At 72.5% G+C, this 12,987-nt stretch carries 13 protein-coding genes; 6 read left to right on the top strand and 7 right to left on the bottom strand.

The annotated features are described in order from the left end of the window. Positions 1-235 precede the first annotated feature (235 nt). Entirely contained in the window at positions 236-1,198 is a 963-nt protein-coding gene (locus ACWDS7_RS17290) for a hypothetical protein (RefSeq protein WP_306866292.1), read from the top strand. On the opposite strand, the gene ACWDS7_RS17285 is transcribed toward ACWDS7_RS17290, so the two are convergent. Genes ACWDS7_RS17285 through ACWDS7_RS17270 form a run of 4 tightly spaced genes read right to left on the bottom strand, consistent with a single transcriptional unit; the run spans position 1,171 to position 4,065 of the window. Continuing rightward, complete coding sequence (locus ACWDS7_RS17285; RefSeq protein ID WP_451930100.1) at positions 1,171-1,914, bottom strand: Pycsar system effector family protein; 744 nt, start codon at positions 1,912-1,914, stop codon at positions 1,171-1,173. The two genes, ACWDS7_RS17290 and ACWDS7_RS17285, sit on opposite strands and share 28 nt — an antisense overlap. Before the next feature lie 20 nt (positions 1,915-1,934). Continuing rightward, positions 1,935-2,309 carry a DUF5130 family protein gene (locus ACWDS7_RS17280; RefSeq protein WP_306866288.1) on the bottom strand — a complete coding sequence of 125 codons (375 nt, stop codon included), beginning with the start codon at positions 2,307-2,309 and terminating at the stop codon, positions 1,935-1,937. Then, the gene (locus ACWDS7_RS17275; protein ID WP_451930099.1) at positions 2,303-2,593 is read right to left on the bottom strand and encodes a hypothetical protein; all 291 of its coding nucleotides are present in this window, start codon (positions 2,591-2,593) and stop codon (positions 2,303-2,305) included. The genes ACWDS7_RS17280 and ACWDS7_RS17275 overlap by 7 nt, the downstream gene beginning before the upstream one ends. Before the next feature lie 50 nt (positions 2,594-2,643). Beyond that, positions 2,644-4,065, bottom strand: a complete 1,422-nt coding sequence (locus ACWDS7_RS17270; protein WP_451930098.1) for an amidase — start codon at positions 4,063-4,065, stop codon at positions 2,644-2,646. 353 nt (positions 4,066-4,418) lie between these two features. On the opposite strand from ACWDS7_RS17270, the gene ACWDS7_RS17265 reads away from it, so the two are divergent. From ACWDS7_RS17265 to ACWDS7_RS17250, 4 genes are all read left to right on the top strand, one after another. Then, positions 4,419-5,042: a nuclease-related domain-containing protein gene (locus ACWDS7_RS17265; protein ID WP_451930097.1), complete on the top strand. Its 624-nt coding sequence runs from the start codon at positions 4,419-4,421 to the stop codon at positions 5,040-5,042. 488 nt (positions 5,043-5,530) lie between these two features. Further along, positions 5,531-7,369: a dihydroxy-acid dehydratase gene (gene ilvD, locus ACWDS7_RS17260; protein WP_451930096.1), complete on the top strand. Its 1,839-nt coding sequence runs from the start codon at positions 5,531-5,533 to the stop codon at positions 7,367-7,369. Between the two features lie 94 nt (positions 7,370-7,463). Beyond that, positions 7,464-7,970: a helix-turn-helix transcriptional regulator gene (locus ACWDS7_RS17255; protein WP_306866277.1), complete on the top strand. Its 507-nt coding sequence runs from the start codon at positions 7,464-7,466 to the stop codon at positions 7,968-7,970. Positions 7,971-8,027: 57 nt separating this feature from the next. Beyond that, positions 8,028-8,939 (top strand): serine hydrolase, encoded by a 912-nt coding sequence (locus ACWDS7_RS17250; protein ID WP_451930095.1) that lies wholly within the window; start codon positions 8,028-8,030, stop codon positions 8,937-8,939. Here the strand turns inward: ACWDS7_RS17250 and ACWDS7_RS17245 are convergent. From ACWDS7_RS17245 to ACWDS7_RS17235, 3 genes are read right to left on the bottom strand one after another with little or no spacing between them, the layout of a single operon-like run. Continuing rightward, positions 8,936-9,151, bottom strand: coding sequence for an FmdB family zinc ribbon protein (locus tag ACWDS7_RS17245; RefSeq protein ID WP_306866272.1), 216 nt, complete (start codon positions 9,149-9,151; stop codon positions 8,936-8,938). The two genes, ACWDS7_RS17250 and ACWDS7_RS17245, sit on opposite strands and share 4 nt — an antisense overlap. A 14-nt stretch (positions 9,152-9,165) precedes the next feature. Continuing rightward, on the bottom strand, positions 9,166-9,987 hold the full coding sequence (locus ACWDS7_RS17240; protein WP_451930094.1) for a GNAT family N-acetyltransferase: 822 nt from the start codon (positions 9,985-9,987) through the stop codon (positions 9,166-9,168). A gap of 42 nt (positions 9,988-10,029) precedes the next feature. Beyond that, on the bottom strand, positions 10,030-10,539 hold the full coding sequence (locus ACWDS7_RS17235) for an HNH endonuclease (RefSeq protein ID WP_012893753.1): 510 nt from the start codon (positions 10,537-10,539) through the stop codon (positions 10,030-10,032). Between the two features lie 333 nt (positions 10,540-10,872). On the opposite strand from ACWDS7_RS17235, the gene ACWDS7_RS17230 reads away from it, so the two are divergent. Beyond that, on the top strand, positions 10,873-12,945 hold the full coding sequence (locus ACWDS7_RS17230) for a prolyl oligopeptidase family serine peptidase (protein WP_451930093.1): 2,073 nt from the start codon (positions 10,873-10,875) through the stop codon (positions 12,943-12,945). Positions 12,946-12,987: the final 42 nt, after the last annotated feature.

The following is a 12,987-nucleotide window of genomic DNA, read 5'->3' as shown; positions in this document are numbered from 1 at the left end:
GTCCACCGGCACGGTGGTGCGCATCTGTGCCGCGCCTACCTGTCCATGCCTACCTGGCGGTCTATCGTCCCAGCGGTGCCGTCCGGGCCGGGCGGGCGGGCCGCGGCGCCGTGATCAGTGCGCCGGCCACCGCCAGTTGATGGTAAAAATGGTCCCTACCTGCAAGAACATGTCAATATCCCGCTATGGCCGGATAAGGTGACCCGGGATCCGCGCCCCGTGAGAAGGTGATCAAGTGGAATCAGCACGCGATCTACTCGTCTCCCTGGCGCGCAGGCACGCCTTCGCCGACCTCGGGGCACTCGCCGTGGACGTCGTCGAGGACGCCGGCGACATCGAGGCGGTGTGCGAGTTCGGGCAGCGGCTGCTCTCCCTCGACGCGGAGGACTTCGCCGCCGAGGCGCGGGCCGTACCCAGCGACCTGAGGCGCCGGGCGCGGGCGTGCACCATGCCGCAGACGCCGCGGGAGCAGCCGCGCGGCGCCCTGGAGTCGCTGCGGCCCGCCTACGGGCTGCTGCTGGAGGTGATCGCGGTCCGGTGGCACCGGCGCGAGCTGAGCCCCATGGTCGCCGCCATCCACATCGCCAGCGAATACCTGCCGCTGCTCGCCTTCGAGCCGCTGCTCGGCAACGCGGGTGACCCGGCGCGCTGGCCGCGCGGGCTCAGCGCGCCGGGCAGCAGGTTCGGCGTGATCGGCGAGCGCGAGTGCGACCACACGAAGTCGGAGCAGTCGGCCACCAACCGGACCCTGCGGGTGGCCGGGGAGCCGGCCGAGGGCTGGCGGGCCTACTTCGACCGGCAGCACAGCCAGGTGGCGGGCGCGCTCGCCACCTGCGTGGCCACCTGCCGCACCCCCTGCACCGCGATGGACTGGGTGGAGCCGGAGCGCCGCGAGGACCTCGGCGTGCGCGCCCGCGCCGCGCTGGCCTTCGCCGACACCCCCCTGGTACGGCTGCGCCACGCGGCCCCGGTGGGCCACGGGTTCGGTGTGCCCTCCCCCGAGGAGGTCCTTGACGCCTGGCAGCGCAGCCGGGCGATCCTCGGCAAGAACGCGGTGGGCGAGGAGGCCGCCAGGGACGACGGCTTCCCCCTGCCGGGGCTGCCCAGCCTGTTCTCCGCCGTCGCCGCCGCGCCCCTGGCCCCCTCGACCCTGCTGACGGACATCAGCACCTATCTGGTGAAACTGCTGCGGGCCTGACCGTAGGAGGACCTGTCACAGGTGCCGGACGGGACGCACGGGCCCGCCGCGGGCGTCGGCTGGACGGCGGGGGCCATGGGCCTGCCGAAGAAGTCCCACGACGTCATGGCCTGGCCGACCGTCACCGAGAGCGCGCAGCAGCAGAGGGAGATCACCAACAGGATCACGCCCCTGCGGACGTAGCGTTTCTTGGCGTCGGCGACGGAGCTGAGCCTCCTGATGTCCAGCACGAGCCGGTCGGCCCGGACCCGGGTGTCCTGGGCCGCCGTGCGGGCCCTCAGGTCGGCGAGCGCGCTGCGGGCGAACGCGCCGGCGCGGGAGTCCTCCACCGGGGCCTCGCCGGCGTGGGGGTCCTCGTCGTAGAGTCGGCCCGCGTAGGAGCGGCGGCGCTCCACCGCCTGCCCGGCGAGCCGCGCACTGCGGGGGTAGAGGGCGCCGGCGAGCATCAGGACCCCCATCACGCAGAAGAAGACGCCCGCCCACCAGAGCCACTCCACCTGGCTGGGCAGCCCGTCCGGCCCGTAGCGGTTGCCCAGCAGCACGCCGAGGACGGCCGCCGCCGCCAGGACCGCGGCCTTGCGGTCCGCCCTGCCGATGTCGCCGCGCACCTCGGCCAGGACCGCCGCGATGTAGGCGACGACCTCGTCCTGCTCCTGCCTCACCGTGCCTCCCCCGGAGACGTGACCCGCCAGCGTGTCGCGCACGATCTTCAGCACTACCCGATTATGCGAGAAGGTCATCTGCGGCGCGAAGCGAGATCCGCCAGCAGCCCCACGCCGGAGACGAGCCCGCCCGCCAGATCTCCCGCACCGAGGGCGAGCGCCATCGACGTCGCGGCCAGGCGGCACTCCCGGTCGGGGAGCCGCCGGCCGGCGTGGAGACCGGTGACGATCTCCAGCGCCCGCCCTCCGGGGTCCACGAAGACGAGCACGGCCCTGTCGGCCTCCTCGCCCAGCGCGGCGTGCAGCCGTTCGGCGAAGTGGCGGCGCGGGCCGATGGCCGGTCCGAGGTAGGCCGCGAAGCGCAGGCCGCTGCGGCGGTCCGCGGCGCGCAGCGCCTCCCGGAGGTCGTCGGCCTGTGCCGGGCTCAGGGCCGGCAGCACCGTCACCATCGCGCCGACGCCCCGCCGACGTGCCGGCCCGGCTCGGCGAGCTCGGCCAGCGAGACCCAGTCGACCCGCGGCTCCCGGGGAGCCCCCCGGCCCACCAGCACCGGACCGGGGGCGACGCCACCCTGCTCGCCGCCGTGCGGGCCGCCGAACCACACCGCGCCCGCCGAGGTGGTCCGGGCCGCACGCGCGCGCATCCTGCCGGGCAGCATCACCAGCAGGGTGATGAACAGGAACAGTCCCGCGGAGGCTCCGACGAGAAACCCGAGGACCCGGATCGCGTCCACACGACCAACGGTAGACCTGCGGCGAGATGTCGTCGAGACCTGTTCGAGACCTACCAGACGGCCGGCCTGCGCTCTCCCCAGAAGCCGCCGCGGGCCGCCTCGACCTGCGCCGAGAGCGAGATCAGCGTGCCCTCGTCGCCGAACCGTCCGGCCAGCATGACGCCGACCGGCAGGCCGTCCGGCGTCCAGTGCAGCGGGAGGTTGACCGCGGGCTGGCCGCTGACGTTGTAGATGGCGGGGAAGGCGGCGAAGCGCTTCATCCGCTCGAAGGTCTCCTCCGGCTCCGCCACGTCCTCGAACCAGCCCACCGGCCGGGGCGGCTGGGTGACGGTGGGGGTGAGCACCGCGTCGTACTGGTCGGTGACCATCAGCCCGAACCGGGTGGCCAGCTGCAGCGCCGACTGGGCCTGCAGGAAGTCGGGGGCCGGGGTGGCGAAGCCGCGCCCGCGCAGCCAGGCGGTCAGCGGCCGGAGCCGCTCCTGCTTGCTCAGGTCCACCGGGTGCATGCAGGCGAAGGCGTACCAGAGCGTCACGAACTGCGGCACCAGGTCCGGGGTGAACGGCGGCGCGATGTCCACCACCTCGTGCCCGAGCGCGGCCAGCTCCGCCGAGGCGTGCTCGTAGGCGGCGAGCACCTCGGGGTCGACCTCGGCGCCGGGGACGAGCGGCTCGGCGTAGCGGGCGATGCGCAGGCGGCCCGGGTCCCGGCCCACGTACGCCGTGAACGTGCCCAGCTCCGGCGGCGGGGCGTAGTAGAGGTCGCCGGGGTTGTCGTGCGTCATCACGTCGAGCAGCGCGGCGGCGTCGGCCACGGTACGGGTGATCGGGCCGTTGGTGGACAGGCCGGCGAGGTCGGGGATGATCGGCGCGGAGCTGATCCGGCCCCGGGTGGGCTTGATGCCGTACAGCCCGCAGACCGAGGCGGGGATCCGGATCGAGCCCGCGCCGTCACTGCCCTGCGCCGCGGGGGCCAGGCCCGCGGCGACCGCGGCGGCGGCTCCTCCGCTGGAGCCGCCGGCGGAGCGGGAGAGGTCCCACGGGGTGCGGGTGGGCGGGGAGAGCGAGGTCTCGGTGTAGCAGGGCAGTCCGAACTCCGGGGTCGCGGTCTTGCCGAGCATGACCGTCCCGGCGTCCCTGAGCCTCTCGACCACGCTGTCGTCCACCGGCGCGACGAAGTCCTCGTAGGTGGCCGAGCCGAAGTGGATCGGCACGTCCTTGACCAGGTTGAGGTCCTTGATCGGGATCGGCACCCCGAGCAGCGGCGGGAGCTCCTCCCCCGCCAGCACCCTGGCCTCGGCCTTGCCCGCCTGTTCCAGGGCCATCTCGCGGGTGACGGTCACATAGGCGCCGACCTCCGGGTCCAGCCGCGCGATGCGGTCGAGGTAGTGTTCGGCGATCTCGACGGGCGAGATCTCCCCGCTCCGCACGGCCGCCGCCTGCTCAAGGGCGGTAAGATCATGTATGTGGGCCACGTCCCGCACAGTAGGCGCAGACGGCCCGGTTATCTAGAGAGGAAATGAGTAGATACCCGGATCAGGACGGCGCCAAGCGAGTGATGGTGGTCACAAAAGTATGAGATACCCAATACTAGGCACCCCAATGGACGTCAGCTACCGTGAGTTACGTGGATTCCGGTCAGGTACCAGAAGACGGTAACGCTACGTCACCTATTTGGGTCAGTGACCGACCGGCCGAGGACAGGCCGACGTCTCGACCCACCGCGCCCGCGTCTACGTACGCACCCGTTGAGCGCGCTTCCCTGCGCAGTCTGCTCGACCATCCCAAATATCGCCATCTGCGGCGCCGTGCCCTGATCGCGGTCGGCGTGGGAGTGGTCGCGGGCATCCTGCTCGCGAGCTGGCGGCTGGGGGTCACCGCGGCCGTCGTGGCCGCGATCGTCGACACGGTGCTGCACGCCCGCTCCAACTCGACGGTGCCCGCCTGGCGGCGCGCCTCGGTCGCGGAGCGGCGCACGGAGGCCCAGCTCAAGCGGCTGGAGCGGGGCGGTTACCGCACCCTGCACGCCCGTGCGATCCCCAACAGCGAGGCCCAGATCGACCACCTGGTCGTGGGCCCCACCGGGATCTACGCCGTCGACTCGGAGAAATGGGACAAGCGCCTGCCGGTCCGCGTCCAGTCGCACCGCAAGCTGTTCCACGGGCCGTTCAACCAGAAACCCCGCCTCGACGAGGCGCGCTGGGAGGCGTCCCAGGCGGCAGAGCTGATCGGGGAGGCGCTCGGCCGCGAGGTCACGATCGTCCCGTCCCTGGCGATCTACGGTCCGGCGATCCCGTGGAAGATCCTCAACGTCCGCGAGGTCGACGTCTTCGACGGCAGCCGTGTCCGCAAATGGATCACCAAGCGGGAACGGTCACTCACCGACACCGAGATCGACGAGATCTACCGGGCCGCCGAGCAGGTCCTGCCCGCGCGCTACCCCGAATCCTGACCCCGGAGGCGCCCCGGCCCCCGGGAGCGACCCTCCGTAACCCCTGACGGGAGTCTCCGGCCGGGCGCCGGCGGCTCCCGTCCTTCATGCCCGCCCCCTTTCCCGCGTCCGCGCCCGCCCTCCCCACGCCCGGGACCCGGCGCCCTCCACGACCGGGATCCGAAGCGGCCGCCTCCGTGACCCGACACGGTCACCGACGGCCGTGGGGCGTCCGGCGCGCGGGGCGTTCGGTAAGGTCGGTGGCAGGGCCGGCCACACCTCGGCTCCACCGGTCGCCGCCTCAGCGCTCCCGCCGCTCCGCCGGCGGCCGGAGACGTTCCCGTCGACGTCCGGACACCTTCGCGGCACGCCACCGGGGAGCGGCTCCGCGCCGCGACCGCCCACCAGGCGGTCGACGGCCGCGCGTCTCGTCTTGTGGACAGCCGTCTCAAGCACCGGGCGGTAGCCGTACCATTTGAAGACTCGGTTTCGATGATGGGAGAAGCCTCATGCCCGCCCTCAGGTCTCGTACGGTCACTCACGGCAGGAACATGGCCGGAGCCCGGGCCCTGCTCCGGGCGACGGGTGTAGCCGGCGGTGACTTCGGCAAGCCCATCATCGCGGTGGCCAACAGCTTCACCCAGTTCGTCCCCGGGCACGTCCACCTCCGCGAGGTCGGCGACGTGGTGGCCGGGGCGATCCGAGAGGCGGGCGCGATCCCGCGCGAGTTCAACACGATCGCGGTCGACGACGGCATCGCGATGGGCCACAGCGGCATGCTCTACTCGCTGCCCAGCCGCGAGCTGATCGCCGACGCGGTCGAATACATGGTCAACGCGCACTGCGCCGACGCGCTCATCTGCGTCTCCAACTGCGACAAGATCACCCCGGGCATGCTGCTGGCCGCCTTCCGGCTCAACATCCCCACGGTCTTCGTCTCCGGCGGCCCGATGGAGGCCGGCAAGACGCCGGGCCGGAAGCTCGACCTGATCGACCCGATGATCGCCTCCGCCGACGACGGCGTCTCCGACGCCGAGCTGCTGGAGATGGAGGAGAACGCCTGCCCGACCTGTGGCTCGTGCAGCGGGATGTTCACCGCCAACTCGATGAACTGCCTCGCCGAGGCCATCGGCCTGGCATTGCCGGGCAACGGCACGATCCTGGCCACGCACAAGGCGCGCAAGAAGCTGTTCCAGGACGCCGGGCGCCAGATCGTGGAGATCACCCGCCGCCACTACGAGCAGGACGACGAGACGGTCCTGCCGCGCAGCATCGCCACCAAGGACGCCTTCGAGAACGCCATGGCGCTGGACGTGGCGATGGGCGGCTCGACCAACACGATCCTGCACATCCTCGCCGCGGCCCGCGAGGCCGAGGTCGACTTCGGCCTCAAGGAGATCAACGAGATCTCGCTGCGGGTGCCGTGCCTGTGCAAGGTCGCCCCGGCCACCGCGAAATACCACGTCGAAGACGTCCACCGGGCCGGCGGCATCCCCGCCATCCTCGGCGAGCTCGACCGGGCCGGCCTGCTCCACCGTGACGCGCACACCGTCAACGGCGGCACGATGGGCGACTACATCGACGCCTGGGACCCGTGCTCGGCCACCGCGCTGCCCGAGGCGCTGGAGCTCTGGCACGCCGCTCCCGGCAACGTCCGCACCGTCAAGCCCTACTCGCAGGAGGCCCGCTGGGACTCGCTGGACCTCGACCGGTCCGAGGGCTGCGTGCGCGACTCCGAGCACGCCTACACCCGTGACGGCGGCCTGGCCGTCCTCTACGGCAACATCGCCACCGAGGGCTGCATCGTCAAGACCGCCGGGGTCGACGAGTCGATCTGGCGCTTCTCCGGGCCCGCCGTGGTCTTCGAGTCCCAGGACGACGCGGTCGAGGGCATCCTGAACAACAAGGTCAAGGCCGGCGACGTCGTGGTGATCCGCTACGAGGGCCCGAAGGGCGGGCCGGGCATGCAGGAGATGCTCTACCCGACCTCGTTCCTGAAGGGCAAGGGTCTGGGCAAGGCCTGCGCGCTGGTCACCGACGGGCGCTTCTCCGGCGGCACGAGCGGGCTGTCCATCGGCCACGCCTCCCCCGAGGCGGCCGAGGGCGGCACCATCGCCCTGGTCGAGGACGGCGACCTCATCGAGATCGACATCCCCGGCCGGTCGATCGAGCTGAAGGTCTCCGAGGAGGAGCTGTCGGCCCGCCGCGAGCGGCTCGTCGCCGACCTGGGCGGCTACCGGCCGCGCGACCGTCACCGCCCGGTGAGCGCCGCGCTCCAGGCCTACGCCGCGATGACCACTTCGGCCTCCACCGGCGCCTCCCGGGACCTGTCCCAGCTCTCCCGCTGACGCCGCTTCACCTGTCGGACTTACCTGTCGGGTACGGTCCCCGTACCCGACAAGAAGTTCGAAAAATGTCGGTGCCCGTCCCTATGATCAGGGTATGGCTAACGTCATGAAGCCCTCCGCCAGCCCGTTGACGACCGCCGAGATCGCCGCCCTCGCCCTGTCCCTGGCGCACCTGGGTTCGGGCCCGCAGGCCAACGCCGCCCGCAGCGGCCTGCGCCACGCGTTCGAGCACATGGAGCTCGACGACGAAGTCATCGCCACCACGCTCTCGACCCTCGTCGACCCGATGCCCGACCCGGTCGCCGACCGGGCCCGGACCATCGCCAACGCCATCACCTCCCGTCTCGTGGTCCGCCTGCACTACCGGGACGTCACCGGCCGGATCACCGTCCGCGACGTCGACCCGGTGACCTGCATGGTCCACCGCGACTACTGGTATCTCGTGGGCATGTGCCGCCTGCGACACGGCATCAGGGCCTTCCGGTTCGACCGGATCGTCGCCACCGAGCCCACCTTCCAGCCCGCCCGCCCCTACCTGGCCGACCGCTTCCTGCCCTTCCAGGGCAGGCGGCGCGCCCTGCAGAACGAGCGCGCCGCATAGCCGGACCTTGACCTGTCACTCGGCCGGATCAGGCCGGCCGGGTGACAGACTCCGGCCATGAGGGTTCGGTGGGCCTCCCTCGTCGTCGCCGTGACGACGGTCGCCGCCTGTTACGCGTGGGCACCGGCCGCCGGGCCGGCAACCGCACCGGCGCGGAAGGGGTGGCGGGCGCCGCCCCCCGCCGCCGCCACGTCCGGCGGTGGCGCGTCGGTCCCCGGCCCCGCCGAGCGCCGTGACCTCACCAGGGCGCTGGACGACTATCTGGAGGACCGGCCCGGCCGCGTGGCGGCCGCGGCGTTCGACCTGGTCACCGGGGCCGGCTACACCTACCACGACAGCGGGCCCTTCCTGCTGGCGAGCGTGGCCAAGGTCGGCATCCTGACCGCGCTGCTGCTCAGGGCCCAGGCGGCCGGGCGCCCGCTGACCCGCCACGAGCGTTCCCGCGCCGGGGTGATGATCAGGCGGAGCGACAACCAGGCCGCGAGTGAGCTCTACGCCGCGGTCGGCGGCCGGCGCGGGCTGGCCCGGGTGCTGCGCGGGCTCGGGGCCACCGCCACCTGGCCGGCCCCGTGGCCCTACTGGGGCGCGACCAGGGGCGGGCCGTCGGAGCAGCTCAGGGTGCTCTGGGCACTCAGCTCACCGGCCGGGCCGGTCAGCGCGGCCAACCGGCGTTTCGCCACGAGGCTCATGTCGTCGGTCGTCCCCGGCCAGGCGTGGGGCGTGAGCGCCGCGGCGTCCGCCGAGGACCGCGTCTCGCTGAAGAACGGCTGGCTCCCGGCCCGGGTGCACGGCGGCCTGTGGACCGTCAACAGCATCGGCAGGCTCCGCTCGGACGGCCACGACCTGCTGGTCGCCGTGCTGTCGGAGCGCAGCCCCGGCAAGGACACGGGGATCGCCACGGTCGAGCGCGTCGCCCGGCTCGTGGTCGGCGCGCTCAGGAGGGACCGGGAGCCCCCGCCGGGGGCCTAGCCGCAGCAGCCGCCCCCGCAGCAGCCGCCGCCACCGCCGCCCGGCCGGGGTGCCGGGGCGCCGGATCCGCCGGTCACGGCGACCGTGGACAGCAGCTTGACGGTGTCGTCGTGGCCCTGCGGGCAGAGCGCGGGCTCGCCGGAGCGGGCCATCGGACGGGAGAGCTCGAAGGTGGATCCGCAGGCGCGGCAGCGGAAGTCATAGCGCGGCATGACAGACAGGTTACTCACGTGAAGCTGATGGAGGCGTAGTCGGCGACCGGGCGGTAGCCGATCGCCTGGTAGATCGAGTTGGAGGTGGGGTTGGACAGGTCGGTGAACAGCAGCACCTCCGTGGCGCCCGCGGCCAGCGCCTCGGCCGTCGCGGCGTGGGCGACCGCCGCGCCGTATCCCCTCCGGCGCAGGTCCGGGGGCGTGTAGACGGGGCCGACCCGGCACATGCCGGCGATGGGCGAGGAGAGCCCGGCGAACGCGACGGGCAGCCCGTCCGCCTCCCACAGCACCAGCTCCTCGCGGTTGATCCTGCTGGCCACCAGCGCGGTCAGGTCAGCGGGCAGGACACCGCCGGCCTCGGCCAGGAAGTCGCGGAACCACCCGACCAGCCGCCCGAGGTCGTCGATGGCGGCCGTGCGGGGGGCTCCCCGGGCCGGCGGCCGCGGCGGGACGGGCGCGTCGAGCCGGTAGAGGCGCTCGGAGCGGCGCCCGGCCTCGGGCCGCCACCAGGCGTCGGCGAACGCCTCGGCCTGCGCCAGCGGCCCGGACACTCCGGGGATCACCCGTTCGTCCTCGATGAGGCGGGCGGCGAGCCCGCGGACGGTCTCCGGGGGGACGTCGGCGAGCAGCAGCGGATGGGGCGGCGTCTGGCTCGCCGCGGCGACGGTCTCGCCGTCGCGTTCCAGCCAGGCCAGCAGCACGTCGTCGCCCCACAGGCCGCTGCGGATGCCGCGCAGGACCGTGAGCGGGACGGTGTTGCGGACCGGGTCCTTCAGCAGCCACGGCTCCGCCGCCCCGGCATACACCTCGGCATCGGAGGTGAACGTCCATCCCATACGTCGATTGTGCCGAACCGGATGGGCCAGGGCGAACGGATGTCAGGCCGCGCTCTCCGCGAGGTAGGGCGCCCACAGGGGGTCGCCGACGCTGTGTGCGCCGATCAACCGCCAGTGGACGCCCCGTGGCACCACCGGGACGACGCTCAGCGTCCATCCCAGCTCCTCCAGCATCCGGTCGGCCTTGCGGTGGTTGCACGAGGTGCACGAGGCCACGCAGTTCTCCCACGTGTGCGGGCCGCCCCGCGAGCGTGGGATCACGTGGTCGATGGTCTCGGCCCGCTGGCCGCAGTAGGCGCACCGGTAGTCGTCCCGGCGCATCAGCGCGGTCCGGGTCAGCGGGATCCGTGACCGGTAGGGGATACGGACATATCGGCGAAGCCTGATCACCGACGGGACGTCGAGCGTGCGGCTCGCCGAGCGGAACACGGCGCCCCGCCCGTCGCGGTGCACGACGTCCGCCTTCTCCCTGAGCACGAGCACGACCGCGCGGTGCAGGGAGAGAGTGGTCAGGGGTTCGTAGGTGGCGTTCAACAGCAGGACTTGGCGCATCAGCGGGCCTTTCCCGCTGCACGGCGCGTCAGTTGAGGGGGCACGCCGTCGCGTGCCCCGAATGGCGGCCCCTCCTGGGGCCCTGGTGCTTCCGTCACGAGGACCTCCGCCGGACGGCCCAGCGGATGGTCACCACGGCACCGTCCTCAACCAAGTTTGGCTTCTGCATCATCGTTCCCGCCACTCATAAATGAGCCACCCATAAATGACTGAAGGGACGCCTGGTACGTTTTATGCCCGCATTACTAGTTTTTAACTCCTCCGACGGCAGATCGAATACGCCTCTCGCGCAATGGGTCCGCACCGTCGCCGGGAGGTCGTAGGGTTCCTGCCATGACGCGACAGCCATACCCTCCTGCCAGCCGTGACGCCCTCGTCGACGACCTGCACGGCACCCCCGTCCCCGACCCCTACCGATGGCTGGAGGACCCCGACGATCCGGCCACCACGACGTGGCTGGCGGAGGAGGAGAAGCTCTTCGCGGCCGAGATGGGGGCGCTCGCCGGACGAGAGGCGTTCAAGACGCGGATCGCCGAGCTGCTCAGGTCCGGCTCGGTCGGCGCACCGGTCTGGCGCGGGGAGCGCCGCTTCTTCATGCGGCGGACCCCGGAGCAGGAGCACGCGGTGCTCTACACCGTCGACCCCGACGGCACCGAGCGGGCGCTGCTGGACCCGACGGCGCTCGACCCCACCGGCCTCACCACGCTCGACTCGTGGCAGCCCGACAAGGAGGGGCGCCTGCTCGCCTACCAGATCTCGGTGGGCGGCGACGAGGAGTCGAGCCTCTACCTCATGGACGTCGCGACGGGCGCCCGGATCGAGGGTCCGATCGACCGGTGCCGCTACTCCCCCGTGGCCTGGCTGCCCGGCGGGAAGGCCTTCTACTACGTGCGCAGGCTCCCCTCCACCGAGGTGCCCGACGGTGAGGAGCAGTTCCACCGCCGCGTATACCTGCACCAGGTCGGCACCTCCACCGAGGACGACGTCCTGATCTTCGGTGCCGGCATGGAGAAGACCAACTACTACGGTGTCGCGGTCTCCCGCGACGGCCGCTGGCTGCAGATCTCCGCCTCCCGCGGCACGGCGCCGCGCAACGACCTGTGGGTGGCCGACCTGTCGGCCTCCTCCCCCGAGTCGCCGGACCTCGTCGTCGTCCAGGAGGACGTCGACGCCCAGACCGCCCTGAGCTTCGGCCGCGACGGCAGGCTCTACGTGTTCACCGACCGCGACGCCCCGCGCGGGCGGATCTGCGTGACCGACCCCACCGCCCCCCAGTACGAACACTGGCGCGACCTGATCCCGCAGGACCCGGAGGCCGTGCTGTCGGACTTCGCGATCCTCGACGACCTGGACCGGCCGGTCATGCTGGTCGGCTGGACCCGCCACGCGATCAGCGAGATCTCCGTCCACGACCTGGTCGCCGGCGAGCGCGTGGGGCAGGTGCCGACGCCCGGCCTGGGCACCATCGGCGGCATCAGCGAGCGCCCCGAGGGCGGCCACGAGGCGTGGTTCGGCTACACCGACAACACCACGCCGCCGACCATCCAGCGCTACGACGCCCGCACCGGCGAGACCAGCCTCTGGGCCTCCTCCCCGGGCGCCGTCGAGGTGCCCGCCGTCGACACCGAGCAGGTGACCTACCGCTCGGCCGACGGCACCGAGGTCCACATGCTGGTGATCTCCAAGCCCGGCGTCGAGGGACCGCGCCCGACCATCCTGTACGGCTATGGCGGCTTCGGCATCTCGATGACCCCCGGCTACTCGGCGTCGATCCTGACCTGGGTCGAGGCGGGCGGCGCCTACGCCATCGCCCAGCTGCGCGGCGGCGGCGAGCAGGGCGAGGAGTGGCACCGGGCGGGGATGCTCGCCAACAAGCAGAACGTCTACGACGACCTGCACGCGGCGGCCGAGCACCTGATCGCCACCGGCGTCACCACCGCCTCCCAGCTGGCCATCTCCGGCGGCTCCAACGGCGGCCTCCTGGTCGGCGCGGCCCTGACCCAGCGCCCCGACCTGTACGCCGCCGTCGCCTGCTCGGCCCCGCTGCTCGACATGGTCCGCTACGAGCTGTTCGGCCTCGGCGCGACCTGGAACGTCGAGTACGGCTCGGCCGAGAAGCCCGACGAGTTCGCGTGGCTGTACGCCTACTCGCCCTACCACCACGTCCGCGAGGGCGTGTCCTACCCGGCGACGCTGTTCACCGTCTTCCAGTCCGACACCCGGGTCCACCCGCTGCACGCCTGGAAGATGTGCGCCGCCCTCCAGCACGCCCAGTCCTCCGACCGGCCGATCCTGCTCCGCAACGAGACCGAGGTGGGCCACGGCGCCCGCGCGGTGAGCAAGACCGTCGAGCTCGCCGCCGACCAGCTCACCTTCCTCGCCCACCACACGGGCCTGACGGCGTAGTCGCCGCCCGGCGCGCCCCCGCCGGGGGGCGCGCCACGGTCA

It is taken from the genome of Streptosporangium sp. NPDC003464 (assembly GCF_053588315.1).
This window is presented reverse-complemented; position numbering and strand designations above follow the sequence as displayed.

Excerpts from the sequence above, each read along its gene's own strand:
- ACWDS7_RS17235 (WP_012893753.1), bottom strand. The coding sequence starts at position 10,539 with ATGCGCCAAGTCCTGCTGTTGAACGCCACCTACGAACCCCTGACCACT.
- ACWDS7_RS17280 (WP_306866288.1), bottom strand. The coding sequence starts at position 2,309 with ATGGTGACGGTGCTGCCGGCCCTGAGCCCGGCACAGGCCGACGACCTC.
- ACWDS7_RS17240 (WP_451930094.1), bottom strand. The coding sequence starts at position 9,987 with ATGGGATGGACGTTCACCTCCGATGCCGAGGTGTATGCCGGGGCGGCG.
- ilvD (WP_451930096.1), top strand. The coding sequence starts at position 5,531 with ATGCCCGCCCTCAGGTCTCGTACGGTCACTCACGGCAGGAACATGGCC.
- ACWDS7_RS17250 (WP_451930095.1), top strand. The coding sequence starts at position 8,028 with ATGAGGGTTCGGTGGGCCTCCCTCGTCGTCGCCGTGACGACGGTCGCC.
- ACWDS7_RS17245 (WP_306866272.1), bottom strand. The coding sequence starts at position 9,151 with ATGCCGCGCTATGACTTCCGCTGCCGCGCCTGCGGATCCACCTTCGAG.
- ACWDS7_RS17230 (WP_451930093.1), top strand. The coding sequence starts at position 10,873 with ATGACGCGACAGCCATACCCTCCTGCCAGCCGTGACGCCCTCGTCGAC.
- ACWDS7_RS17255 (WP_306866277.1), top strand. The coding sequence starts at position 7,464 with ATGGCTAACGTCATGAAGCCCTCCGCCAGCCCGTTGACGACCGCCGAG.